The sequence below is a fragment of the Nonomuraea sp. NPDC049028 genome, from assembly GCF_043197735.1.
Lineage (GTDB): Bacteria > Actinomycetota > Actinomycetes > Streptosporangiales > Streptosporangiaceae > Nonomuraea.
Genome location: NZ_JBICTR010000007.1, coordinates 388,068 through 412,065 on the forward strand (window position 1 = coordinate 388,068; position 23,998 = coordinate 412,065).

A 23,998-nucleotide genomic window follows, 5' to 3' on the forward strand; every position below is an offset into this window, starting at 1 on the left:
CCGGCTTCTTGGTGTTTCTGCGCGCTCGAATGAGCGACATGCGCTGTGGTCAGTCAGATGCGTGCGGGGTCCTTCCGGCAAGCGGCCTCCCTGGGGCAGAGATTCAAATCCGGGACGGCGACGTTGCCGGAGGTGCGGCCCGCGTGGCCGCCAGCGATGAAGAGCGGTAGGCCCGGTGTGGTAGGCCGTGTCGTCATCTCGGCCCCCCATCCGTCGGTTACCTTCCAGGGCTCGATCGTCTCTCCCGGATGGGCCTGGTGCAATACATTCAGCAAGAGAAGATTTAGTTTTCTTCGGACCTTGCTTGATATTTTGCGGTGCAACTTGCACGTCAACTGTTAGGCGCTCCTGGCGCATGAGCGGTTCAGGGAGGTCGTCGGCTGCCGTCCCGCTCCGGGTTGGGCCCCCTCTTGCCCCTTAAGCTCACTCCGTGAAACCCTTACGGCAAGCCTCAGTGGCAGTGCTCGTGCAAGTTGCAGTGTAAGATTGGCCGAACGGCTAAGTGACCTTTCCCCGTTTCACCTTCACCTTCATTCCCGACGAGGAGAGTGGACGGTGCCATCGCAGCAGGGCAGTCCGACTGTTCGCAGGCTCAGACTCGGTCAGGAGCTACGCCTCCTCCGCGAGCGAAGGAAGCTGACGGGAGCCAGAGCGGCCGGCGATCTGGGCTGGAGTCCCAGCAAGATCAGCCGGATCGAAGCGGCCAAGACCATGCCAAGCGCCGAGGACATCAAGGCATTGGCAGAGCTCTACAAGATCGACAGTGAGAAACGTGACGAACTCTTCGCCCTGCTGAGGGATGCGGATCAGCGTGGGTGGTGGGAGGATTACGAAGACGCCCTCCCGGAGGAGTACACAAGATTCCTCGGGCTGGAAGCGGAGGCGACCTTCCAGCGCAACTGGGAACCCCAGATCGTGCCTGGTCTCCTCCAGACTGAGGACTACGCACGGGAGGTCGTCCTTTCCGTCCGTGGCATCTCACGGATCACGCACAGCGGTGTCCGGAGCCGGGTCGAGGCGCGCCTGGATCGGCAGCAGCGGGTGTTGCATCGCCCACAGCCGTCCCAGCTGCGTTTCGTGCTCGACGAGCCGGCGCTGATGCGTCGTTTCGGTGAGCCCTCGGTCATGCGTGCGCAGATGGAGCATCTCCTGGAGATGTCGCTGTTACCGCACGTCAGTGTGCAGATACTGGCGACGGATGCGGTGCACCCCGTCAACACGGGGGCGTTCATCCATCTGAAGTTCGCGGAATTCGACGATGTTGTATACCTGGAGCAGCTCTACACGGCCAACTTCGTCGAAGACCTCGAACGTGTAGCCGGATATGAGACGGCCTTCGACTACATCGAGTCCCAAGCGCTTGACGAGGACGAGTCACGTGTCCTCATCCAGCGCAAGGCCATGATGTGGCGGGGCTAGCGACAAAGATCACAACAAGGGGCAATGGTGCCCCTTTCGCCCGTTTGGGGAGAAAATGTACATCGATCCCGTGGTAGCGACCTGGCAGAAGAGCAGCTTCTGCAACGGCGCGAGCAGCTGCGTCGAAGTCGCACCCCTTGCCGACGGAAACGTCGCTTTGAGGGACGGCAAGGAGCAGGACGGTCCCGTCCTGGTCTTCACGCCGAGTGAATGGGCCGCCTTTACGGCCGGGGTCCGCGATGGCGAGTTCGACCTGACCTCGCTTGCCGCTACCGCTTCATGAAAAACGGCCCTGGCAGGTTGCTGGCACAACACCATCAGGGCCGCCACGCACTCCAGTTCGACCTTGTACGCGAGATCTGAAGATCTTCATATCTTGGCCTGAACCGCGTTGGAGATCAACTAGCCACACCAGGTTCGAAGCAGGGGATCAGTCCTCAATCGCGGAGTACGGTCTGACGACTCCAGCCGAAGAGCCCTCTGCCCTCCATTTGGACCGCCCACAACGGGCACAGCCCGCGCCGCACATGGGCGCGGGCTGTTTCACGTGCGGCGTCAGGAGAGGCCGAGGCCGTGGGAGACGCCCTGGCCCAGGTCCTTGTGGATGTTGTTCCAGTACTCCACGACGCGCTGCTTCATCTCCGAGGTGACCTCGGGGGCCGAGGCGTGCCCGACGATGTTGCTCACCAGGTGCGCGCGGTCCGTTTCTGACAGCACGTTCTCCCAGAGGGCGCGCGGCTGGACGTAGTCGTCGTCCTCCGCGTGCTTGGTGTACGCGGACCGGATGATCTCGCCTGCCACCTGGTAGTTCTCGCCCGCGTACAACGCCGGGTCCGCCGCCGGGCCGTTGACGCTGTTGGGGGCGTACACCGGGTCCTGCGAGTTGCTGAAGGTCATCGGACCGTCGAAGTTGTAGGAATTGACCGCGGCCCGCGGCTGGTTGATCGGCAGCTGCAGGTAGTTGGGGCCGATCCGGTAGCGGTGCGTGTCGGGGTAGGAGAACAGGCGGCCCTGCAGCATCTTGTCCGGTGAGGCGCCGATGCCGGGCACCAGGTTCGACGGCTCGAAGCCCGCCTGCTCCACCTCCGCGAAGTAGTTGCGCGGGTTGCGGTTCAGGGTGAACCGGCCGATCGTGATCTCGGGGTAGTCCTCGTGCGGCCACACCTTGGTCAGGTCGAACGGGTTGAAGCGGTAGTCGGCCGCGGCTTCGAACGGCATGATCTGCACGTTCACCTTCCACGACGGATGGTCGCCGGCCTCGATGGCCGTGTGCAGGTCGCGGATGTGGTGGTCGGGGTCGACGAGCAGCGCGGCCGCCTCTTCGCCCGTGTAGTTCTTGATGCCCTGCTCGGTCCTGAAGTGGTACTTCACCCAGAACTTCTGACCTCCGGCGTTGTACCAGAGGAAGGTGTGCGAGCCGAAGCCATGCATGTTCCGCCACGAGGCGGGGATGCCGCGGTCGGTCATGAGGAAGGTGACCTGGTGCGCCGACTCCGGCGACAGGGTCCAGAAGTCCCACTGCATGTTGTTGTCGCGCAGGTGGGTGTCGGCCCGGCGCTTCTGGCTGTGGATGAAGTCGGAGAACTTCTGCGGGTCGCGGATGAAGAAGATCGGGGTGTTGTTGCCGACGAGGTCGTAGTTGCCCTCTTCGGTGTAGAACTTGATCGCGAACCCGCGTGGGTCGCGGGCGGTGTCGGGGCTGCCGAGTTCGCCGGCGACGGTCGAGAAGCGCAGGAAGAGCGGGGTCTCCTTGCCCTTCTGGAAGAGGCCGGCCTTGGTGAACTGGCTGACGTCCTCGGTGATCCGCATGACACCGTGGGCGCCGCCGCCTTTGGCGTGTACGACGCGCTCGGGAACCCGTTCCCGGTTGAAGTGCGCCATTTTCTGGATCAGATAGTGATCCTGCATAAGAAGTGGGCCGTTGGGGCCGACGGAGAGCGAGTGCTCGTCGCTCGGCGCGGGAATGCCGGCGTCGTCGGTGGAGATAGGCCTGTTCGTCATCAGCGCGGTCCTCCGAAAATCATCGTTGACAGCTCGGGCAGACGCCCCAGTAGGTGACGTCGGCTTCGTCCACGACGTATCCGGCCGCGTCGACGGGCACCAGACACGGGGCGAGCCCGGTCGCGCAGTCGACGTCGGTCATGGCACCGCAGCGCCGGCAGACCAGGTGGTGGTGGTTGTCACCCACCCTGGCCTCGTAGCGCGCCGGACTGCCCATGGGTTCGATCTTGCGGAGCAGTCCGGCCTGGTGCAGCGCGTGCAGCGAGTCGTAGACGGCCTGAAGGGACACCTGACCCACACGGTCGAGCACGCCGCGGTGAACGGCTTCCACCTCGAGGTGGTCGCCTTCGCGCACGGTCCGCATGATCGCCAAGCGGGCCGCGGTCACCCGCAGCCCTGCCTGGCGAATTAGGTCGTTGTCCCCCATATCCGGACACGCTAGTGCTAAACCTGAATGATTCAAGTAAAGGACTGGTACAGGTCTCGGTCGGGCCGTACCAAGAAGAGTCTCAGCGGCGCCGTACCAGGAAGATCGAGCTCACTCCGGCCAGTACGGCCAGCGCCGCGAGCGCCACGGCGGTCGCCATCGAGGCGGAGCCGGTGCCCCCGCCCTGGCTCAAGGAGATGAACAGCGTGCCGACAGTCGACACCCCGATCACCTGGCCGAGCTGCATCACGGTGAGGAGCGCCCCGCTCGCGTCGGCGGCGTAGACGTCGTCCACCTGCTGGGTCGCCATGTTGGTCACCGCGACCTGCACGCCGAGCCCGGCGCCGATGAGCGCGCTCATGACCGCGTAGAGGACGCCGCCTCCGGAGGCGAGCCCGAGGCCCAGGTAGGCCGGCGCGGCCACCACGTAGCCGAAGGGCACGAGCGAGCGCTGCAGACCGGGCGGCAGCAGCGGCCAGCAGAGCCCCACGAGCGCGAACGCCAGCGCGCACGGCACCAGCATCATGCCCGAGGCCAGCGGCGACAGGCGCAGGTCACCCTGGAGGTGCAGCGCCGAGGTGAACAGGAACGCGCCCCAGGTGGCCGGCCCGAGCAGCAGCACGGCGAGCCCCGGCCGCATGCCGGGCGCGCGCAGCACGCCCGCGTTGACCAGCGGGCGCCCGCCGCGGCCCGTCACCCAACGCTCGACACGGACGAACACCACGAAGACCACCGCGCTCAGCGCCATCGAGGCCCAGCCCCACAGCGGCCAGCCGAGGTCCCTGCCCAGCACGAGCGGCACCACGAACAGCAGCACGGCGGCCGACAGGCTCACCAGGCCCCACGGGTCGAGCCCGCCCTGGCCGCCACCATGGTCGGCGGGGAGCACCCGAAGCCCCGCGATCAACAGCAGCGCGCCGATCGGCACCAGCACGAGGAAGACGATCCGCCAGCCGGCGCCGAGCCCGAGCAGGATCCCGCCGAGCGCCTGGCCGACCACGATGCCACCGCTCACCACCGCCGACCACAGGCCCAGCGCCCGGCCTCTGGCCGCGCCCTGGTAGTTTCGCTGGATCAGCGTCATGACCTGGGGCATCATCAGCGCGGCCCCGGCGCCCTGGGCGAGCCGGGCGGCGACCAGCGTGCCGGTCGTGGGCGCGAGCCCCGCGGCCAGCGTGGTGATCGTGAAAAAGGCGAGCCCGGCGAGAAAGGCCTTGCGGTAGCCGAGCAGGTCGCCGAGCCGGGCACCGGTGATCAACAGGACGGCGTAGACGATGGTGTATCCCGCCACGATCATCTGCAGCCCGGCACCTGATGAGTGCAGATCGGCCTCGATGGTCGGGGTGGCCACGTTGACGATGTTGACGTTCAGGATGGCCAGGAACTGTCCTACGAGGATGATCGCGAGGAGCAGCCCGCTGGCCTTGCCCTTCTCCGGCTGTACGGCCGGGATCGGGGGAGCAAGATGGGCAGATTGGGTCATAGATAGAGTCTGGCGGCAAACCAGTACCAGTAACGAGAGCCCCTTTATACTGGTATTAACAGCACCTGGATGGCTTACGCCCGCTCCACCATAGTGAAGGGGTGACCGTGACAGAGGCAAGGCGCTCCGATTTGTCGGCGTTCCTGCGCACCCGGCGCGAGCGGATCACCCCCGAGATGGTCGATCTGGCGCCCGGGCCCCGCAGGCGCACTCCCGGCCTGCGCCGTGAGGAGGTCGCCCAGCTCGCCGGGGTGGGCGTCACCTGGTACACGTGGCTGGAGCAGGGACGGCCGATCAACGCCAGCAGCCAGGTGCTCGACGCGATCTCGCGTACGCTCCGGCTCGACACCGCCGAGCGGGAGCATCTCTACCGGCTGGCGGGCCAGCCGGGCACACCCGTCCTGGCCGGCTCCACCCCGGTGACGCCGGAGATGCAGGCCATACTCGACCAGCTCGGCGCCATGCCCGCGTGCATCACCAACAGCCGCTGCGACGTGCTGGCCTGGAACCCCGCCTACGCGACGATCTTCCCCGAGATCGTCGACGCCCCGGAGGGCGAGCGCAACTCGCTCTGGCAGACGTTCGTCAGCCCTTCGTGGACGACCATGCTCGTCAACCGCGACCATGAGCTGCCGCGCGCCGTCGCCGTCTTCAGGGGTGCCTACAGCCGCCACACCGACGACCCGTGCTGGCAGGACTTCGTCCGGCGGCTCGCCGCGGAGAGCGCGGAGTTCGCCAGGCTGTGGGCCAGGCAGGACGTGGCCGAGCCCGGGCCGCGGGTGAAGACGTACGAGCACCGTGAGATGGGCCGGATCGGCTTCAGCACGACCAGCTTCCACCTCTCCTCGGCGCCGGAGACCCGCATGATCGTCTACTCGCCGCAGGACCAGCGGTGCCTCGACGCCATGACCCGCCTCATGGCCGGCGCCGCCTCGATGTCGTAACCCCGCTCCACGGCCGGCGCTGCCTCGATGTCGTGACCCCGCTCCACGGCCGGCGCTGCCTCGCCGTGACCTTGCGGTGCCTCGGCCTCATGACCGGCCTCATGACCGAAGGTCAGCGCCCCTAGGCCGCGCGCGATTCATCCGCTCATGGCATGCTCGATGGCTGAAAGTCAGGATCGAGCGGAAGTAGCCGCACATGAGAGTCCCCCGCCCCCTTCTCGCGGCGCCCCTCGCCGTGATGCTGGCCTCGGCCGCCGCGTGCTCGGCGGCCGAGTCGGAGCAGCCGCCGAAGAGCGAACAGGCGGCGGAGAAACCGAAGGACGCGTCCGTCAAAACCACCCCTGCCGCCCCCGCCCGGAAGCCGTACACGATCTCGTTCGGCGGGGACGTGCACTTCGAGGGCGGGCTTCGTAACCGGCTCGCCGCGCCGCGCACGGCGCTCGGACCGATCGCGCAGGTGCTGCGCTCGTCCGACCTGGCGATGGTCAACCTGGAGACGGCGATCACCACGGGCGGCACGCCCGCACCCGGCAAGCAGTACACATTCCGGGCGCCCGAGACGGCGTTCGGCGCGCTGAAGGCCGCCGGCGTCGACGTGGCGTCGATGGCCAACAACCACGGCATGGACTACATGGAGACCGGGCTCGCCGACTCGCTGGCGGCGATCAAGCGGAGCAAGTTCCCGATCGTGGGCATCGGGGCGAACTCCACCCAGGCCTACAAGCCGTACAGGAAGACCGTCAACGGCAACCGCGTCTCCATCATCGGGGCCACGCAGGTGCTCGACGCCGAGTTCATCCAGGCCTGGACGGCTACGTCCGACAAGGGCGGGCTCGCGTCGGCCAAGGACGAGGATCGCCTGCTCCAGGCCGTACGGCAGGCACGCAAGAACTCCGACACCGTCATCGTGCACCTGCACTGGGGCACCGAGATGCAGAAGTGCCCGAACCCGGCGCAGCTCGCGCTCGGCCCGAAGCTGGTCAAGGCGGGCGCCGACGTCGTGGTCGGCGGGCACGCGCACATCCTGCTCGGCGCCGGGTACATCGGCAACGGCTACGTCAGCTACGGCCTGGGCAACTTCGTCTTCTACAACTCCACGCCCGGTACCACCGGCAGGACCGGCGTGCTGACGCTCACCATCAAGGGCCGCAAGGTGCTCAAGGACCAGTGGACGCCCGCCACCATCCAGGGGGGTATACCGATCCCGATGACGGGCACGGCCAAGACACAGGCGGTGGCCGACTGGCGGGCCCTGCGATCCTGTACGGGGCTGGCAGCCCGCCCTTGACGAGATCTATCATTGGACTCCACGTCCAATAGGAGGTCGCCATGCGCTTGGTCGAGTCCGATGACGTACGGCTGGCGGTCTTCGAGGAAGGCGATCCCGGCGACCCCACGATCGTGCTCGTCCACGGTTATCCGGACACGCACCGGGTCTGGGACGAGGTCTCCGAGCGGCTGCGTGACCGCTTCCACGTGGTCCGCTATGACGTACGCGGTGCGGGCGCCTCGACGGCCCCACGCCATACCGGTGACTACGCCTTCCACCGGCTGGCGGCCGACCTGGCGGCGGTGCTCGACGCGATCGGCAAGCCCAGGGTCCACCTGGTCGGGCACGACTGGGGCTCGCTGCAGGGCTGGGACGCCGTGTCCCGTCCCGGCATCCGGGATCGCATCGCCTCCTTCACCAGCTTCGGCGGTCCGGGTCTCGCGCAGGCGCGCCACTTCATGCGGCACGGCAGGCGGCGCGACGTCCTGGCGCAGGCGGTCAGGTCCTGGTACATCGGCGCCTTCCGGCTCCCGGTGCTGCCCGAGCTGGCCTGGAGCACGTTCATGCCCCGGGTCCTGGAGCGGTCGATGCGGCGGGACGAGGGCCTCGAACCCAGACCGGGCCACCCGGCCGACACTCTGAGAAGCGACGCCCGCAACGGACTGCACCTCTACCGGAGCAACATGGGCGGCCATCCCAGCGGCGACGTGCCCGACCACGTTGCCGTGCCTGTTCAGCTCATCGAGGCGACGCGAGATCCGTTCGTCGGCCCGGCGCTGCTGGCCTCGCTGGGGGAGGGGGTTCCCAGGTTCTGGCATCGCAAGATCGCGGCCGGGCACTGGGTCCAGCGCAGTCACCCCGACGTCATCGCCAGGATGATCGCCGAGTTCGCCACCCACGCCGATGGCGGCGCGCCCACCAGGAGCCTGCGCGGGGCCCGCGTCGAGGAGGGGCGCAAGGCGTTCGACGGGCAATTGGTGGTGATCACCGGCGCGGGCAGCGGCATCGGGCGCGCCACCGCGCGGGCCTTCGCGGCGCACGGCGCCGAGGTGGTCTGCGCGGACCTCGATCGCGAGGCGGCGGCTCGTACGGCTGACGGCATCGCCAAGGACTTCGGCGGTACGGCACACGCCGTACGAGTCGATGTCGCCGACACCACCCAGATGGAAGACTTCGCCAGAAATATCCGCACTGAGTATGGAGTGCCGGACATTGTGGTGAACAATGCCGGGATCGCGGTCAGCGGGCCGTTCCTCGACCACTCGGTCGACGACTGGCGCAGAACCCTCGACGTCAACCTGTGGGGCGTCATCCACGGCTGCCGGCTGTTCGCCGCCCAGATGGTCGAACGCGGAGAAGGCGGCCACATCATCAACATCGCCTCGCTGGCCGCGTTCGTACCGTCGCGACTGCTGCCCGCCTACTCGACCTCGAAGGCGGCGGTGAAGATGCTGAGCGACTGCCTGAGAGCGGAACTGGCCGGACAGGGCATCGGGGTCAGCGTGATCTGCCCCGGTTTCGTGTCCACGCCCATCGCGCACAACGCCACGTACGTCGGACCGGACATGAGGGACTCGGCCGAACAAGGGCTGGCCCGCCGCGGCTACCCGCCCGAGCGCGTCGCCGCTCATATCCTCCGGGCCGTACACCGTGACCAGGCCGTTGTGCCGGTCAACGCGGAAGGGAAGATCGGTTACGCGCTGTCGAGGATCTCGCCGGGAGCGCTGCGCCGGTTCGCGAGAGTGACCGGCGTCACGAGAAATCCGCCATTCGCCAGGTAACGATCGTGCACTTGGGGGGAAGATGGAGCACGTGTCCTCCCCGATGATTGAAGACGGCTGCGCGGCGCCCAAACCGCTCCGGCGGCAGCCGACGCAGCGCCGCAGTGCCCGCCGCGTCGAGCGGATGCTCGACGCGACCGCCGAGCTGCTCGACGAGATCGGCTACGAAGGGCTCTCCACCACCCGCATCGCCGAGAGAGCCGGCGTCGCGATCGGGTCGGTCTACCAGTTCTTTCCCGACAAGCGGGCCATCACGCAGGAGCTGACCCGGCGCAACGTCGAGCAGTTCGTCTCCCGGGTCGGCCGCCGGTTCCTCGAAGAGGACTACCGCGGCTGGTGGGAGGCGGTCGACGCGATCATCGACGAGTTCGTCGACATGCACCGGAGCGTGCCCGGGTTCAGGAATCTGCGCTTCGGCGACGTGGTCGACCTCAACCTGCTCGACTCTGACTCCGACAACAACATGGTGATCGCCGGGCGGCTGCGCGGGCTGCTGCTGAAGGAGTTCGGGCTGGCCGACAGCCAGGAGCTCGACATGGCCGTGCTGGTCGCGGTCGAAGCGGGCGACGCCGTGCTGAAGCTGGCCTTCCGCCGCGATCCGGACGGCGCGCCGGAGATCATCGAGGCGGCCAAGCAGCTGATCCGCGGCTTCCTGTCCCGCCAGCTCAAGTCGTGGCCTTCGGGAGGCGCCCGGGCCCTCGATGAAGGGTCACAGCCCTCGTGAAGCGTCACGCGCCGGGCTGCTGGGCCGTCAGTGGGCCGCGTGCAGCTCTCTGAGGAGCTCCGGCAGCCAGGCGGGAGTCGAGCCGCGAGGGTCGTACCTGGACTGGAGCCGGTCGCCCGATTCCGGGACGAGCGCGGAGGCGGGCGGCGGGTGCGGCTGGGTGCGAGAGGTGTCGGTGCCCGGCGCGCACGGTGTCAGGAACGTCACCGACCGTGCGTCGCGGGCCTCCCTGATCATCCTGGTGTGCAGCCTCGCCTCAAGCGCGTGCAGGTTTCGCTCCGCCGATTCGATGGCCTCCAGTCGGGCCGAAAGGTAGCCGACCGCCCCGGGAATCACGGCGGACAGTACGACGAGGCAGACCAAAATGAAGGTCATCTGCCTGGACAGGCCCATCGCGACTCCCTCCACTAGCGGACGAGCGCGACGGTAATATCCCCTCCGACCAGCACAGACACGCTGACTGTAGGCACACTTTAACGCTACGTTGCCGAACCTGTGCGAGATCCGCGATGTGTATTGACCGGGCAAAACCGCAAGCGGCTCGGTAGTCTCGCGGTGTGGCGCATGTGACCCGTGAGCACCTTGATCGCCTGCTAGAGCAGGCACTGCTGGCCGACGACCACGGTTCGCTGGCCAAGCGGCTGTACGACGTCGCGCTCGGCTATTCGACGGGCGACGTTTCCAGGGCATCCATCCTGGTCCTGGCCGCCGAGGAATGGCGGGCGGCGGGACAGCCCGCGCGTGCGATGGAGTGTTTCCAGCGTGCGATGGAGGACGGTGGTGAGTCGAGCATCGACCCGCGAGCCGGCATCGCCGACACGCTCTTCGAGCTCGACAGGCCGGACGAGGCCAGGGAGGTCATCGAGACCATCCGTGCGGAGGGCAGAGCCACCACGGCGACCGCCCACACGATCGCCGAGACCCTGGTCGCCTACGGTGACCTGCGGGCTGGGCACGAGTGGGCGACCCAGGCGGTGCTGGCCTGCGACGAGGACGACCCCGAGCACGTGGCCCTGCTACGCACTCGCTACCGCATCAGGGTTGACCTCGGCCTACCGGAGGACGACCTCGACGCCCTGGTGTCCTGACCAGGGACGTCCCGAGAGGGCGGAGGTGACCGGCCCGGTGGTGGCGTGAGCCTGCCCACCTGCCGTGATACGTGACGCCCGGGAACCGATCGGTTCCCGGGCGTCACGTATCAGACCTCAGCCGCGGACGATGGACAGCTCGTCGTCGCCCAGGTCCACCAGCACCCGGTCGCCGTCCACGACCTCGCCCGACAGCACGGCCTTGGCCAGCTTGTCGCCGATCGCCGACTGGACCAGGCGGCGCAGCGGGCGCGCCCCGTACATCGGGTCGTATCCGGTGAGCGCCAGCCACTCGCTGGCCGCGTCGGTGACCTCCAGCGTGAGCCTGCGGTCGGCCAGCCGCTGGGCCAGGCGTTCGATCTGGAGGTCGACGATGCGCGTCAGCTCTTCCGAGCCGAGCGCGTCGAACAGGATCACGTCGTCGAGCCGGTTGAGGAACTCCGGCTTGAACGAGCTGCGCACCGCGCCCATCACGGCCTCGCGCTTGGCGCCGTTGGCCAGTTTGGGGTCGACCAGGAACTGCGAGCCGATGTTGGAGGTGAGGATCAGGATCGTGTTGCGGAAGTCGACGGTACGGCCCTGGCCGTCGGTCAGCCGGCCGTCGTCGAGCACCTGCAGCAGGATGTCGAAGACCTCGGGATGGGCCTTCTCCACCTCGTCGAGCAGCACGACCGTGTAGGGCCGCCGCCGGACGGCCTCGGTGAGCTGGCCGCCCTCCTCGTAGCCGACGTAGCCGGGAGGCGCGCCGACGAGCCGGGCGACGCTGTGCTTCTCGGAGTATTCGCTCATGTCGATGCGGGTCATCGCCCGCTCGTCGTCGAACAGGAACTCCGCCAGCGCCTTGGCCAGCTCGGTCTTGCCGACACCCGTCGGGCCGAGGAACAGGAACGAGCCCGTGGGCCTGTCGGGGTCGGAGATCCCGGCCCGGCTCCGGCGTACGGCGTCCGAGACGGCCTGTACGGCCTGCTGCTGCCCGATGAGGCGCCGCCCCAGCTCCTCCTCCATCCGCAGCAGTTTGGCCGTCTCAGCCTCCAGCAGCCGCCCCGCCGGGATGCCCGTCCAGGAGGAGATGACCTCGGCGATGTCGTCGGCGCCGACCTCCTCCTTGACCATGGCGTGGTCGGGCGTCGCGGCGTCGGAGGCGGCTTGCAGAGCCTGCTCCAGGCGCGGCACCTCGGCGTACATGAGCCGGGAGGCGGCCTCGAAGTCGCCGTCGCGCTGCGCCCGCTCAGCGCCGCTCCTGGCCTCGTCGAGCTGCTTCTTCAGCTCGCCGACCTTGTTGAGACCGGCCTTCTCCAGCTCCCAGCGGCCGACGAGGGCGTTGAGCTCCTCCTGGCGGTCGGCCAGCTCCTTGCGCAGGCGTTCGAGCCGCTGGATGGAGGCCTCGTCGGTCTCCTTGGAAAGGGCCAGCTCCTCCATCTTCATCCGGTCGACGTTGCGCTGGAGCTGGTCGATCTCGACGGGACGCGAGTCGATCTCCATGCGCAGCCGGGAGGCGGCCTCGTCGACCAGGTCGATGGCCTTGTCGGGCAGGAAGCGGTTGGTGATGTAGCGGTCGGAGAGCGCGGCGGCGGCGACCAGCGCGCTGTCGGCGATCTGGACCTGGTGGTGGGCCTCGTAGCGGCCCTTGAGCCCGCGCAGGATCGCGATCGTGTCCTCGACCGTGGGCTCGCCGACGTAGACCTGCTGGAAGCGGCGCTCCAGCGCGGGGTCCTTCTCGATGCGCTCGCGGTATTCGTCGAGCGTCGTGGCGCCGATCATGCGCAGCTCGCCGCGGGCCAGCATGGGCTTGAGCATGTTGCCCGCGTCCATCGCGCCCTCGGCGGCGCCCGCCCCGACGACCGTGTGCAGCTCGTCGATGAACGTGACGATCTGCCCGTCGCTCTCCTTGATCTCGGAGAGCACGGCCTTGAGCCGCTCCTCGAACTCGCCGCGGTATTTGGCGCCCGCGACCATCGCGCCGAGGTCGAGTGAGATGAGCCGCTTGTTGCGCAGCGACTCGGGCACGTCGCCGGCCACGATGCGCTGGGCCAGGCCCTCGACGACGGCCGTCTTGCCGACGCCGGGCTCGCCGATCAGCACCGGGTTGTTCTTGGTGCGCCGCGACAGCACCTGCACGACCCGGCGGATCTCGGAGTCGCGGCCGATGACCGGGTCGAGCTTGCCGTTGCGGGCCCGCTCGGTCAGGTCGACGCCGTATTTCTCCAGCGCCTGGTAGGTGTCCTCGGGCGTCTCACTGGTGACACGGGCGTGACCGCGTACCTTCTCGAAGGCGTCGAGCAGCGCCTGAGGCGTCGCCCCCTGGGACTTCAGCAGCTCGGCCGCCTGGCCGCCGTCGGTGGACAGGCCGACGAGCAGGTGCTCGGTGGAGACGTACTCGTCTTCGAGCCGCTTGGCCCGTTGCGCCGCGGTGTTGATCACGGTGAGCAGCTGGCGGGAGCTCGACGGCGCGCTCACGGTGGAGCCCTGCGCCTTCGGCAGCCCGGCGAGCTGCTCCTCGGCCTTGGCGCGCAGCGTCTTCCAGTCGGCGCCGACGGCTTCGAGCAGCGGAATGGCGGTGCCGCCCGTCTGGGCGAGCAGCGTGGTCAGCAGGTGGGCGGGCGCGATCTCCGGATTGCCCTCCGCGGCGGCACGCCGCATGGCCCCGGAGAGAGCTTCCTGGCTCTTCTGGGTGAGCTTGTAGTCCATGTGTTCTAGGCCCCCGGTGGCAGCTCGTAGCGGATCAGCGCCCTGACCATCTGCATCTCGGCGCGGAGGCGGTGAACCTCCTCACGCAGCCGCAGAGCCTCGTTCTCGAGCTCGAGAATCCGCTTGATGCCCGCGAGGTTGATGCCCTCCTCCTGGGAGAGCCGCTGAACCTCGCGGAGCTGGATGATGTCGCGGGTGGAGTAGAGGCGGCCGCGCCCCGCCGTGCGGCCTGGACAGACCAGTCCGAGCCGGTCGTACTGCCGCAAGGTCTGCGGATGGAGGCCCGACAGCTGTGCGGCCACCGAGATCACATAGACCGGAGTCTCGTCTGACAGGTCGAAATAGTTGGCGTCCATCGGCTACTCGCTTCTGGCTCTCTGTATGAGATCAGCCCGCGGGTCCTCGCCCGCCGTCGCGGTGTTGAACTCCGTGAGGAGCTCGCGGGACTTGTCGTCCAGTGTCTTGGGGACGAGCACCTCGACGGTGGCGAGCAGGTCGCCCTTGGTGCCGTCCTTGCGGGCGACGCCTCTGCCACGGATCCTGAACGTGCGGCCGTTGGGCGTGCCCGTCGGGATGCGCAGCGTGACCGGCAGCCCCTTGAGTATCGGCACCTTGATCTCGGCGCCGAGCGCGGCCTCGGAGAAGGTCACCGGCACCGTGATGGTCAGGTTGTCGCCCGTCCTGCCGAAGACGGCGTGCGGTTTGACGTGCGTGAGGATGTAGAGGTCGCCGGCCGGGCCGCCGTTCTCGCCCGGAGCGCCCTTCCCCTTGAGCTTGACCCGCTGTCCGTCGGCCACCCCCGCGGGGATGCGCGCCTGGATGTTGCGGGTGCTCTTGGCCCGGCCGCTGCCCTCGCACACGGGGCAGGGGTCGTCCACGAGCAGGCCGCGGCCCTTGCAGTCGCGGCAGGGCTCGGAGAAGGCGAAGTTGCCCAGGTTACGGCTGGCCGCCCCCGTGCCCTCACAGGTCGGGCAGACCCGTGGGGTGGTGCCGGCCTTGGCCCCGGTGCCGCTGCAGGCCGTGCAGGCGGCCGAGCTGGTCATTCTGAGCGACACCGTGGAGCCCTCGACCGCTTCGGAGAACGTGAGCGTGACCTCGGACTCGACGTCCTGGCCACGCCGCGGCCTGGTGGCGCTGGTCGTACGGGCCGAGCCGCCGCCACCGCGGTTGAACAGCCCGCCGAACAGGTCGCCGAGCCGCTCACCCGCCCCGTGGCCCTGCTGCTGCTGGTTGGCGGTGCCCCCGAACAGGTCGCCGAAGTCGAACGGGAAGCCGCCACTGCCGGGACGCTGGGCCCCCACCCCGGACCCGAACAGCGTGCGCGCCTCGTCGTATTCCTTGCGGCGCTTGCTGTCGGACAGGATGTCGTTGGCCTCGGAGATCTCCTTGAACTTGGTCTCCTTGGCCACGTCGCCCTGATTGGTGTCGGGGTGGTACTGCCTGGCCAGCTTGCGGTAGGCCTTCTTGATGTCTTCGGCCGTGGCTGACTTGGGCACACCAAGGACGGCGTAGTAGTCCTTCTCCAGGTAGTCCTTGGTGCTCATCTATCGCCCTTCGTTCTTCGTCAGTTGTCGTCGTCGGACGCCGGGGGGGCGTCTTCTGGCTCCGCCACGGCCACCCGCGCCGGGCGGAGCACCCGGTCACCCATCCGGTAACCGGGCTGGAGCACCTCGATCGCGGTCGGCTCGGTGACGTCCGGCGAGTAGCTGTGCATCAGCGCCTCGTGGACGGTCGGGTCGAACGGGTCGCCCTTCTGGCCGAAGGAGTTGAGCCCGAGCTTGGTGACGGCCGCTTCCAGTGACTCTGCCACTTTCGCGAAGCCACCGGTGAGCTCGCCGTGATCACGTGCCCGGCCGATGTCGTCGAGCACGGGCAGGAGCTCCTGGAGGGCGCTCGCGACGGCCTGCTCCCGCACGGCTCCGCGGTCGCGTTCGACCCGCCTGCGGTAGTTGGTGTATTCCGCCTGGAGGCGCTGCAGGTCGGACGTCCGCTCGGAGAGCTGGGCCAGCAGGTCCCCGTCCTGCGCCGCCGCCTCACTGGCGGCGGGAGGAGGGGGAGTGTCCTGGTCCTGCGGTCGTTCGCGCACCTGGCCCGTCTCCGGGTCGATCTTGCGGTTGTCGCGGATCACCGGCTCGTCGTGCCCGTTGTCACGCGTCGGCATCACTTGTCCTTCTTCGGCTGGTCTTCGTCGACGATCTCGGCTTCGACCACGTCGTCATCGGCCTTCTGCTGCTCGCCGGCCGCGGCGTCCTGCGGGGCGCCCTCGCCGCCGGGCTGCTGGGCCTGGCTCTGCGCGTAGATCGCCGAGCCCATCTTCTGGCTGACGGTCGCGAGCTTCTCGGCCGAGTTGCGGATGACGTCGGTGTCGGTGCCCTCCAGAGCCTTCTTCAGCTCGGCGAGCGACTCCTCGACCTCGGTCTTGATCTCGCCGGGGACCTTGTCGTCGTTCTCGCGGAGGAACTTCTCCGTCTGGTAGGCGAGCCCGTCGGCGTTGTTGCGGACCTCGGCCTCCTCGCGGCGCTTCTTGTCCTCGTCGGCGTAGGACTCGGCCTCGCGCATCATCCGCTCGATGTCGTCCTTCGGCAGCGCGGAGCCGCCGGTGATCGTCATCGTCTGCTCCTTGCCCGTGCCCAGGTCCTTGGCGGAGACGTTGACGATGCCGTTGGCGTCGATGTCGAAGGTGACCTCGATCTGCGGGATGCCGCGCGGCGCCGGGGCGATGCCGGTCAGCTCGAAGGTGGCCAGCTTCTTGTTGTAAGAAGCGATCTCGCGCTCGCCCTGGTAGACCTGGATCTGCACCGACGGCTGGTTGTCCTCGGCCGTGGTGAAGACCTCGGAGCGCTTGGTCGGGATCGTCGTGTTGCGCTCGATGATCTTGGTGAAGATGCCGCCCTTGGTCTCGATGCCCAGCGACAGCGGGGTCACGTCGAGCAGCAGGACGTCCTTGACCTCACCCTTGAGCACACCGGCCTGCAGGGCGGCGCCGATGGCGACGACCTCGTCCGGGTTGACGCCCTTGTTGGGCTCCTTGCCGCCGGTCAGCTCCTTGACGAGCTCGGAGACGGCGGGCATGCGGGTCGAGCCGCCGACGAGCACCACGTGGGCGATGTCGGAGATCTTGATGCCGGCGTCCTTGATGACCTGGTGGAACGGGCCCTTGGTCCGCTCGAGCAGGTCGGCGGTCAGCCGCTGGAACTCGGCCCTGGTCAGCTTCTCGTCGAGGTGCAGCGGGCCCTCGGAGGAGGCGGTGATGTAGGGCAGGTTGATGGTGGTCTCGGCCTGGCTGGACAGCTCGATCTTGGCCTTCTCGGCGGCCTCACGCAGGCGCTGGAGCGCCATCTTGTCCTTGGACAGGTCGACGCCGTGGGCGTTCTTGAACCGGTTGGCCAGCTCGTCGACGACCCGCTGGTCCCAGTCGTCACCACCGAGGTGGTTGTCGCCGGAGGTCGCCTTGACCTCGACGAAGCCGTGGCCGTCCTCCTGGCCGACGTCGAGCAGGGACACGTCGAAGGTGCCGCCGCCGAGGTCGAAGACCAGGATCGTCTGGTCCTGCTCCTTGTCGAGCCCGTAGGCGAGGGCCGCCGCGGTGGGCTCGTTGATGATGCGGAGCACGTTGAGGCCCGCGACCGTGCCGGCCTCCTTGGTGGCCTGGCGCTGCGCGTCGTTGAAGTAGGCCGGGACGGTGACCACCGCGTCGGTGATCTTCTCGCCCAGGTAGGCCTCGGCGTCCTGCTTCAGCTTCTGCAGCACGAAGGCGCTGATCTGCTGGGGGGAGAACTTCTTGCCGTCGATCTCCTGGGACCAGTTGGTGCCCATCTCCCGCTTGACGGAGCGGATGGTCCGGTCCACGTTGGTGACGGCCTGTCGCTTGGCGACCTCGCCGACCAGGACTTCGCCGTTCTTAGCGAAGGCGACCACGGACGGCGTGGTCCGCGAGCCCTGCGCGTTGGCGATGACGGTGGGCTCACCGCCCTCGAGGATCGAGACGACGGAGTTGGTCGTCCCAAGGTCGATACCTACCGCACGTGCCATGAGTACGTCCCTGTAGTTAAAGTTGAGTCGGTCAGACTCAACGTACGAATGCCCGGGGTGTTTGTCAAACAGCTTGAGCCTACTCGACTCAACCCGACCCCGGGCACCCGTATTCCCCCTGAGAGTTCCCCCCTCAAACCCTGACGAGACCCCGGCGCGACAGGGGTCGTGTGCGGGGGTCTGGTCGTTCCGTCCTGAAAGTCTCCCGTCCGATACTGGCGGACCCTGGCGCTACAAGGGTCGTGTGCCGGGGTCTGGTCGTTCCCCCCGAAAGTCCCCCACTCGAAACTGGCGGACCCTGGCGCGACAAGGGTCGTGTGCCGGGGTCTGGGTCTGGTTGAGGTTCAGGGCTTGGCGCCGTCCAGCACCTTGCGCTTGCCGAGCGGGGTCTTGAGCTTGACCGTCGTCGTCTTCTCCACCGCGATCATGATGCAGGCGACGTCCTTGGCCTTCGGGGCGGTGCCCTCGTACAGGGTGACCTTGACGCTCTTGCGCGTCTCCTTGACCTTCACCCGGTCCAGGACGGTGCACGGGGCCACGCCCGACCACCAGATGAGCTTGAGCTTGCGGCCGTGGGACGTCGGTTGCGCCTTGGTCCAGCGGACCTTGTGCGTGTTGATGGTGTCGCCCGTGGGATTGACCGGTTTCGGAGCCTTCGTGGGAGTGGTCTCAGCGGGAACACTCGCCACGGGGTCAGTGGTGACCGGCGTCTGTGGGGCGGGGGCGGTGGCCTGCTTGGCAGGCGCGGGGGCCCCGCAACTCGTCGCAAGCACCAGACATCCGGCCAGAAGAGTCGCTGTCATTGTGCGCATACCTCTTGGACGAATGGGACGGCTCGCAGGTTCAGCTACCGAATCCGGCGGGTTTCGCGCCGGCGAAGTTAGGGTGGAATATGTGCTGCGTCAGGCCCTGCTAGCCGTATCCAGGAGTGACCTCGTCGAGCGGGTCGTCACCACCTCGCCGCTGACCAGAGACGTGGTCAAGCGCTATGTCGCCGACGACGTCGAAGCGGTCGTCGCCCGGCTGACCCGCGACGGGCTGCTCGTCACCATCGCCCGCCTGGGCGAGGACGTCACCGACCGGGCGCAGGTCGAGCGTGCGGTCCAGGGCTACCTCACGCTGCTCGGCCGGCTGCCTCGCGACGCCGACGTGTCGGTCAAGTTGACCGCGCTGGGGCTGCGGCTGTCCGAGCAGCTCGCGCTCGACAACGCGGCCACCGTCTGCGAGGCCGCCGCGGCCAGGGGAGTGACGGTCACCCTCGACGCCGAGGAGCACGACACGATCCCCAGGCTCGACTCCGTGCACGCCACACTGCGCAAGGAGTATCCCGACGTGGGCATCGTGGTGCAGGCGTACCTGCCGGACGCCCGTGAGCGCTGCGAGCGGCTCGACGGCGCCCGCGTACGGCTCTGCAAGGGCGCCTACAGCGCGCCCGGCGCCCTCACCTCCCGGGCCGACATCGACCGGTCGTTCGCGCGCTGCCTCAAGGTGCTGATGGCGGGCACCGGCTATCCCATGGTCGCCACGCACGACCCGCGGCTGGTGGAGATCGCCTCGGCGCTGGCCGTACTCACCGGGCGGGACGCGACGGGCTTCGAGTATCAGATGCTGTACGGCGTGCGGCCCGCCGAGCAGGCCCGTCTGGCCGGGCTCGGCGCGCAGGTGCGCGTCTACGTGCCCTACGGCGCCGACTGGTACGCCTACCTCATGCGCCGCCTCGCCGAGCGCCCGCGCAACCTGGCCTTCTTCGCCCGGTCGCTGCTGAGCCGGCACTAGCTTCGCCCGGTCGCCCGGTCGCCCGGTCGCCCGGTCGCCCGGTCGCCCGGGTCGCCCGCGTCGCCGGTCAGCAGGCACCGGCTCGGTAGGCTACTGGGGTGATTGCGATTCTGGGCACGGGCAAGATGGGCGAGGCCCTCCTGTCCGGGCTGCTGCGAGCGGGGTTCGATCCGGGCGACATCATGGCGACGTCCCGCAGGCCGGAGCGGGCGCAGGCGCTGCGCGAGGCCTACGGCGTGCGGACCGTGACCAACACCGAGGCCGCCAAGGCCGCGGAGACGATCATCCTGGCGGTCAAGCCGCAGGACATGGCGGCGCTGCTGGCCGAGATCGCCCCCTATGTCCCCGCCGACCGCCTGGTGATCACCGCCGCGGCGGGCATCACCAGCGCCTTCGTCGAGCAGCGTCTCGGCGTCGAAGTGCCGGTCGTCAGGGTGATGTCCAACACGCCGATCCGCTTCGACGAGGCGATGAGCGTGATCTCGGCGGGCGCCCACGCGAGCGAGGAGCACCTTCAGCACACCGAGGACCTGCTCAAGCCGGTCGGCAAGGTGCTGCGCATCCCCGAGTCGCAGCAGGACGCGGCCACCGCGCTGTCGGGCAGCGGGCCCGCCTACTTCTTCTACCTGGTCGAGGCCATGGTCGACGCGGGGATCCTGCTCGGCATGCCCAGGGCGGCCGCGCTCGACATGGTCACCCAGTCGATCGTCGGCGCCGCCGTGATGCTGCGCGACTCGGGCGAGCACCCGGTGATCCTGCGCGAGGCGGTCACCTCGCCCGGCGGCACCACGATCGCGGCGATCGCCGAGCTCGAACGCCACAGCGTCCGCGCCGCCTTCCTGGCCGCCATCGAGGCCGCCCGCGACCGGAGCCGCGAGCTGGCCTCAGGCTGAGCCGCGACCGGAGCCGCGAGCCGCCCGCGACCGGAGCCGCGAGCCGGCCTCGGGCTGGGGCCGGAGTGAGTCCGGGCTGTGTCCGGCCCGAGTTCGGGAGGCCCAAGCCACCCCGGGCACCCTGCTCCTACGATGGGTCGGGTGACGATCCGTCGCGGCATCCCCCCGCTGCTCGTCCTGCTCGCGCTGACCGGCTGCTCGGCCGAGGCACCGGCCGCCGTACAACTGGCCGACGTCAAGCGCGCCCCCGTCACCGAGGTCGTCGAGGCGCCCGCCACCATCGGCGCCCGCGCCACGGCCACCCTCCGCTCGCCCGCCCAGGGCACGATCGCCCACCTGTACGTACGCGAGGGCGACCACGTGCGCAAGGGCCAGATCGTGGCCAAGATCCGTTCGCCGCAGGCCCAGGACCAGCTCAAGCAGGCCCGGCGGGCGTCGAAGTCGGCCGCGCCCGCGACCCCGAGCCTGGGCCGCCCGAACGTCCGGCTCGCCTCCTTCGACACCGGCGCGTTCGACCGCAAGGTGGCCGCGCACTTCGCCAAGGCGCGCAGGGAGGCGAAGAAGATCGACGACGCTCAGGCCCGCAGGCAGCTGCTCAGCGCCATCGGCCTGGCCGAGGCCCAGCACAAGGCGCAGTCCAGGGCCCTGAAGTCGATCACCGCGCAGCTCAACCGGTCGATCAACAGCGTGCTGGCCGGGGTCACCAGCGGGTTCGGCGGGCTGACGTCGTCCATGGCGTCGTTGCAGGCGGCCTCCAGGTCCCAGGCGAAGGCCGCGGTCAGGGCGGCGGAGAGCGCGGTGAAGTCGCTCACCGTCAAGGCGCCGTTCGGCGGGGTGGTCACGCTCGGCCGGCCCTCGGGCGGCGGCGCCGCGAGCAGCCTGAACGGCCTGCTCAGCCAGCTGCCCACCGGCGGCCAGCAGCTGCCCGCCGACACCTCCGGCGGCTCGGCGAGCGGCGGCACGCCGGTGGCGACCGGTGTTCCCGTGTCGGTGGGCGACCCGATCGTCACCGTCACGGACGTCTCGGAGCTCACGCTCTCCGCCGACATCGACGAGACCGACGTGCTGCTGGTCAAAAAGGGCACCAAGGCCACGGTCGAGCTCGACGCGGTTCCCGGCGCGGCCTACTCCGCGCGGGTAACGGGCGTCGGCGTGACGCCGATGCCCGGCACGACGGGCGGCGTCAGCTACCCGGTGCAGCTCACGCTCGGCGCGGGCCGGTTCGACGACGGTGCCGCGGCGCCCACCCCCAAACCGGGTATGAGCGCGGTGACGCGGCTGACGGTCCGCGAGTCGCCCGCCGCCATCGCGGCCCCGGCCTCGGCGATCGTCTCCAGCGGGCGCGAGAGCGTGGTCTGGGTGGTCAGGAACGGTACGGCGGAGCGCCGCGTGGTCAAGCTCGGCGCCCAGGGAGAGGCGGTGGTCGAGGTGCTGAACGGACTGTCGGTCGGTGACCGGATCGTGGTCAAGGGCGCGGACTCGGTACGGCAAGGGCAGCGACTGCCATGACCGCCGCCGCGTCGGACGCCGCATTGGAAGCCGTCGATCTCACCAGGCGCTACCAGCTCGACGGCGTCGCCGTGGAGGCGTTGCGCGGTGTGTCGCTGCGCATCGGCCGCGGCGAGTTCGTGGCCATCATCGGGCCGTCCGGGTCCGGCAAGTCCACGCTGATGCACTTACTCGGCTGCCTCGACCGGCCCACGTCCGGGCGGCTCCGGGTGAACGGGGTGGAGATGTCGCAACTGTCCGACACCCAGCTGGCCGAGCTGCGCAACAAGACGATCGGGTTCGTGTTCCAGTCGTTCCACTTGCTGGCCAGGACCTCGGCGCTGGAGAACGTGGCGCTGCCGCTGGTCTACCGGGGGGTGGGGAAGGCCGAGCGCCGGGCCAGGGCGCGGGCCGCGCTGGAGGCGGTGGGTCTGGGGCACCGGATGGAGCACCGGCCCTCGCAGATGTCCGGCGGCGAGCAGCAGCGCGTGGCGATCGCCAGGGCGCTGGTGGGCGAGCCGAAGGTGCTGCTGGCCGACGAGCCGACGGGCAATCTCGACACTCGCAACGGCGCCGAGGTCATGGCCATACTCGACCGGCTCAACAGTGACAGCGGGGTGGCCGTGGTGCTGGTCACGCACGAGCCGGAGGTCGCGGGGCACGCCCGGCGGCAGATCCACGTACGCGATGGGCTGATCGAGCTGGACACCGGCGCCCAGGAGAGCGCGGAGAGCGAGCAGAGCAAAAGGAGCGAGCAGGGCGAAAGGGAGAAGAGGAACGGCGGCGGCGCGGGGTGAGGGGGCGCGAGGCGTTCGGCATGGCGCTGGAGGCGCTGCGGGTCAACCGGATGCGCAGCGTGCTGACCATGCTCGGGGTCGTCATCGGCGTGCTCGCCGTGGTGATCCTGGTGGCCGTCGGCACCGGCGCGAAGGACGCGGTGGAGAAGGAGATCTCCGGCCTCGGCACCAACATCATCCTGGTCGTCCCTGGCCGGCTCACCGTGGGCGCGGCGCCGACCCAGAGCAAGCTCAACCTGGCCGACGTCGCGTACGTGCGGCGCGTGGTCGGCGACCCGGCCAAGGTGACGGTGTCGCTGCAGTCGGGCGAGACCGTACGCGTCGGCGGGACCGAGGCGTTCGTCACCGTCGTCGGCACCGACCAGAACCTCACCAACATCTTCGACCGCCCGCTCGACAAGGGCCGTCACCTGAGCGGGACCGACGTCGACACCCGGCGCCGGGTCGCCGTGCTCGGCTCCGAGGTGGCCGACAAGCTGTTCGGCGACCTCGATCCGATCGGGCGGCAGCTGACGATCTCCGGGGCGCGGTTCCGGGTCGTCGGCGTCTACGCCAAGATCGGCCAGACCTTCGGGGTCTCGCGCGACCAGGAGGTGCACATCCCGGTGACGACGGCCCAGCGGCTGCTCGGCGTCGCCAGGGTCAACGGCATCGCGGTGGGCGCGTCGGGGCCCGACGAGATCGAGCCGCTCCAGAGCCGGGTCGTGGCGGCGCTGACCGACAGGTATCCGGGGGAGAAGTTCTCGGCCGTCACGCAGACCCAGCTGCTCGGCACGATCGGCAGCGTGCTCGGCATGCTCACCGGCGTGCTGGCCGCCATCGCCGGCATCTCGCTGCTGGTGGGCGGCGTGGGCGTGTCCAACATCATGCTGGTCAGCGTCCGGGAGCGGACCCGTGAGATCGGGCTGCGCAAGGCGCTCGGGGCCAGGCAACGCGACGTGCTGACCCAGTTCCTGATCGAGGCGGTGCTGCTGACGACGATCGGCGGTGTCATCGGGATCCTGCTCGGCGTCGGCGGCGCCCTCGCCATCCAGGCGCTCACGCCGGTGCCCGCCTCGATCACCTGGTGGTCGATCGCGCTGGCGTTCGGCGTCTCGGCGGCGGTGGGCGTGTTCTTCGGCGTCGCGCCCGCGCGGAGGGCCGGCCGGTTGGACCCGGTCATCGCCCTCCGCGCCGAGTAACGGGAT

22 protein-coding genes are annotated in these 23,998 nt (G+C 69.0%); 12 read left to right on the top strand and 10 right to left on the bottom strand.

From position 1 onward, the window contains the following. The first annotated feature begins 555 nt into the window (after positions 1–555). Both ACGFJ2_RS29010 and ACGFJ2_RS29015 read left to right on the top strand, forming a co-directional pair. Entirely contained in the window at positions 556–1,419 is an 864-nt protein-coding gene (locus ACGFJ2_RS29010; RefSeq protein ID WP_357954569.1) for a helix-turn-helix transcriptional regulator, read from the top strand. Positions 1,420–1,474: 55 nt separating this feature from the next. Beyond that, positions 1,475–1,702, top strand: coding sequence for a DUF397 domain-containing protein (locus tag ACGFJ2_RS29015; protein ID WP_357954571.1), 228 nt, complete (start codon positions 1,475–1,477; stop codon positions 1,700–1,702). 272 nt (positions 1,703–1,974) lie between these two features. Here the strand turns inward: ACGFJ2_RS29015 and ACGFJ2_RS29020 are convergent, their stop codons facing one another. From ACGFJ2_RS29020 to ACGFJ2_RS29030, 3 genes are all read right to left on the bottom strand, one after another. Beyond that, the gene (locus ACGFJ2_RS29020; protein WP_357954573.1) at positions 1,975–3,420 is read right to left on the bottom strand and encodes a catalase; all 1,446 of its coding nucleotides are present in this window, start codon (positions 3,418–3,420) and stop codon (positions 1,975–1,977) included. A gap of 19 nt (positions 3,421–3,439) precedes the next feature. Further along, positions 3,440–3,847: a Fur family transcriptional regulator gene (locus tag ACGFJ2_RS29025; protein ID WP_357954575.1), complete on the bottom strand. Its 408-nt coding sequence runs from the start codon at positions 3,845–3,847 to the stop codon at positions 3,440–3,442. An 82-nt stretch (positions 3,848–3,929) separates the two neighbouring features. Then, on the bottom strand, positions 3,930–5,330 hold the full coding sequence (locus ACGFJ2_RS29030) for an MFS transporter (RefSeq protein WP_393473470.1): 1,401 nt from the start codon (positions 5,328–5,330) through the stop codon (positions 3,930–3,932). A gap of 107 nt (positions 5,331–5,437) precedes the next feature. Here ACGFJ2_RS29030 and ACGFJ2_RS29035 point away from each other — a divergent pair, with 107 nt between their 5' ends. From ACGFJ2_RS29035 to ACGFJ2_RS29050, 4 genes are all read left to right on the top strand, one after another. Then, on the top strand, positions 5,438–6,274 hold the full coding sequence (locus ACGFJ2_RS29035) for a helix-turn-helix transcriptional regulator (protein ID WP_357954579.1): 837 nt from the start codon (positions 5,438–5,440) through the stop codon (positions 6,272–6,274). 196 nt (positions 6,275–6,470) lie between these two features. Beyond that, positions 6,471–7,562 carry a CapA family protein gene (locus ACGFJ2_RS29040; RefSeq protein ID WP_357954581.1) on the top strand — a complete coding sequence of 364 codons (1,092 nt, stop codon included), beginning with the start codon at positions 6,471–6,473 and terminating at the stop codon, positions 7,560–7,562. Between the two features lie 41 nt (positions 7,563–7,603). Next, positions 7,604–9,325 (top strand): SDR family oxidoreductase, encoded by a 1,722-nt coding sequence (locus ACGFJ2_RS29045; protein WP_393473475.1) that lies wholly within the window; start codon positions 7,604–7,606, stop codon positions 9,323–9,325. 22 nt (positions 9,326–9,347) lie between these two features. Next, complete coding sequence (locus ACGFJ2_RS29050; protein ID WP_393473478.1) at positions 9,348–10,049, top strand: TetR family transcriptional regulator; 702 nt, start codon at positions 9,348–9,350, stop codon at positions 10,047–10,049. A 27-nt stretch (positions 10,050–10,076) separates the two neighbouring features. Here the strand turns inward: ACGFJ2_RS29050 and ACGFJ2_RS29055 are convergent, their stop codons facing one another. Beyond that, positions 10,077–10,442, bottom strand: coding sequence for a hypothetical protein (locus tag ACGFJ2_RS29055; protein ID WP_358180379.1), 366 nt, complete (start codon positions 10,440–10,442; stop codon positions 10,077–10,079). A 164-nt stretch (positions 10,443–10,606) separates the two neighbouring features. Between ACGFJ2_RS29055 and ACGFJ2_RS29060 the strand changes: the two genes are divergently transcribed. Further along, positions 10,607–11,137 (top strand): tetratricopeptide repeat protein, encoded by a 531-nt coding sequence (locus ACGFJ2_RS29060; RefSeq protein ID WP_225299024.1) that lies wholly within the window; start codon positions 10,607–10,609, stop codon positions 11,135–11,137. A gap of 117 nt (positions 11,138–11,254) precedes the next feature. On the opposite strand, the gene clpB is transcribed toward ACGFJ2_RS29060, so the two are convergent. From clpB to ACGFJ2_RS29090, 6 genes are all read right to left on the bottom strand, one after another. Beyond that, positions 11,255–13,825, bottom strand: coding sequence for an ATP-dependent chaperone ClpB (gene clpB / locus ACGFJ2_RS29065; RefSeq protein ID WP_393473483.1), 2,571 nt, complete (start codon positions 13,823–13,825; stop codon positions 11,255–11,257). A gap of 5 nt (positions 13,826–13,830) precedes the next feature. Next, a complete protein-coding gene (locus ACGFJ2_RS29070; protein WP_113703558.1) occupies positions 13,831–14,181 on the bottom strand; it encodes a heat shock protein transcriptional repressor HspR in 351 nt (116 codons plus the stop codon). Positions 14,182–14,184: 3 nt separating this feature from the next. Beyond that, positions 14,185–15,369, bottom strand: a complete 1,185-nt coding sequence (gene dnaJ, locus ACGFJ2_RS29075) for a molecular chaperone DnaJ (RefSeq protein ID WP_358180382.1) — start codon at positions 15,367–15,369, stop codon at positions 14,185–14,187. Positions 15,370–15,389: 20 nt separating this feature from the next. Next, positions 15,390–15,986 carry a nucleotide exchange factor GrpE gene (gene grpE / locus ACGFJ2_RS29080; RefSeq protein WP_357954591.1) on the bottom strand — a complete coding sequence of 199 codons (597 nt, stop codon included), beginning with the start codon at positions 15,984–15,986 and terminating at the stop codon, positions 15,390–15,392. Then, entirely contained in the window at positions 15,986–17,857 is a 1,872-nt protein-coding gene (gene dnaK, locus ACGFJ2_RS29085; protein WP_393473488.1) for a molecular chaperone DnaK, read from the bottom strand. Before dnaK ends, grpE begins: the two co-directional genes overlap by 1 nt. 344 nt (positions 17,858–18,201) lie before the next feature. Continuing rightward, a complete protein-coding gene (locus ACGFJ2_RS29090; RefSeq protein ID WP_393473491.1) occupies positions 18,202–18,660 on the bottom strand; it encodes a hypothetical protein in 459 nt (152 codons plus the stop codon). Positions 18,661–18,751: 91 nt separating this feature from the next. Here ACGFJ2_RS29090 and ACGFJ2_RS29095 point away from each other — a divergent pair, with 91 nt between their 5' ends. From ACGFJ2_RS29095 to ACGFJ2_RS29115, 5 genes are all read left to right on the top strand, one after another. Beyond that, positions 18,752–19,633: a proline dehydrogenase family protein gene (locus tag ACGFJ2_RS29095; protein ID WP_393473494.1), complete on the top strand. Its 882-nt coding sequence runs from the start codon at positions 18,752–18,754 to the stop codon at positions 19,631–19,633. Positions 19,634–19,731: 98 nt separating this feature from the next. Next, positions 19,732–20,526: a pyrroline-5-carboxylate reductase gene (gene proC, locus ACGFJ2_RS29100; protein ID WP_357954599.1), complete on the top strand. Its 795-nt coding sequence runs from the start codon at positions 19,732–19,734 to the stop codon at positions 20,524–20,526. A 141-nt stretch (positions 20,527–20,667) separates the two neighbouring features. After that, positions 20,668–22,035, top strand: coding sequence for an HlyD family efflux transporter periplasmic adaptor subunit (locus ACGFJ2_RS29105; protein WP_358180388.1), 1,368 nt, complete (start codon positions 20,668–20,670; stop codon positions 22,033–22,035). After that, positions 22,032–22,811, top strand: coding sequence for an ABC transporter ATP-binding protein (locus ACGFJ2_RS29110; RefSeq protein WP_393473498.1), 780 nt, complete (start codon positions 22,032–22,034; stop codon positions 22,809–22,811). Before ACGFJ2_RS29105 ends, ACGFJ2_RS29110 begins: the two co-directional genes overlap by 4 nt. Continuing rightward, positions 22,808–23,992, top strand: a complete 1,185-nt coding sequence (locus ACGFJ2_RS29115) for an ABC transporter permease (protein ID WP_393473501.1) — start codon at positions 22,808–22,810, stop codon at positions 23,990–23,992. Before ACGFJ2_RS29110 ends, ACGFJ2_RS29115 begins: the two co-directional genes overlap by 4 nt. Positions 23,993–23,998 lie beyond the last annotated feature (6 nt).

Coding starts and splice junctions, on each gene's coding strand:
- ACGFJ2_RS29015 (WP_357954571.1), top strand. CDS start 1,475: ATGTACATCGATCCCGTGGTAGCGACCTGGCAGAAGAGCAGCTTCTGC.
- ACGFJ2_RS29020 (WP_357954573.1), bottom strand. CDS start 3,420: ATGACGAACAGGCCTATCTCCACCGACGACGCCGGCATTCCCGCGCCG.
- ACGFJ2_RS29025 (WP_357954575.1), bottom strand. CDS start 3,847: ATGGGGGACAACGACCTAATTCGCCAGGCAGGGCTGCGGGTGACCGCG.
- ACGFJ2_RS29030 (WP_393473470.1), bottom strand. CDS start 5,330: ATGACCCAATCTGCCCATCTTGCTCCCCCGATCCCGGCCGTACAGCCG.
- ACGFJ2_RS29040 (WP_357954581.1), top strand. CDS start 6,471: ATGAGAGTCCCCCGCCCCCTTCTCGCGGCGCCCCTCGCCGTGATGCTG.
- ACGFJ2_RS29045 (WP_393473475.1), top strand. CDS start 7,604: ATGCGCTTGGTCGAGTCCGATGACGTACGGCTGGCGGTCTTCGAGGAA.
- ACGFJ2_RS29050 (WP_393473478.1), top strand. CDS start 9,348: ATGGAGCACGTGTCCTCCCCGATGATTGAAGACGGCTGCGCGGCGCCC.
- ACGFJ2_RS29055 (WP_358180379.1), bottom strand. CDS start 10,442: ATGGGCCTGTCCAGGCAGATGACCTTCATTTTGGTCTGCCTCGTCGTA.
- clpB (WP_393473483.1), bottom strand. CDS start 13,825: ATGGACTACAAGCTCACCCAGAAGAGCCAGGAAGCTCTCTCCGGGGCC.
- ACGFJ2_RS29070 (WP_113703558.1), bottom strand. CDS start 14,181: ATGGACGCCAACTATTTCGACCTGTCAGACGAGACTCCGGTCTATGTG.
- dnaJ (WP_358180382.1), bottom strand. CDS start 15,369: ATGAGCACCAAGGACTACCTGGAGAAGGACTACTACGCCGTCCTTGGT.
- grpE (WP_357954591.1), bottom strand. CDS start 15,986: ATGCCGACGCGTGACAACGGGCACGACGAGCCGGTGATCCGCGACAAC.
- dnaK (WP_393473488.1), bottom strand. CDS start 17,857: ATGGCACGTGCGGTAGGTATCGACCTTGGGACGACCAACTCCGTCGTC.
- ACGFJ2_RS29090 (WP_393473491.1), bottom strand. CDS start 18,660: ATGACAGCGACTCTTCTGGCCGGATGTCTGGTGCTTGCGACGAGTTGC.
- ACGFJ2_RS29110 (WP_393473498.1), top strand. CDS start 22,032: ATGACCGCCGCCGCGTCGGACGCCGCATTGGAAGCCGTCGATCTCACC.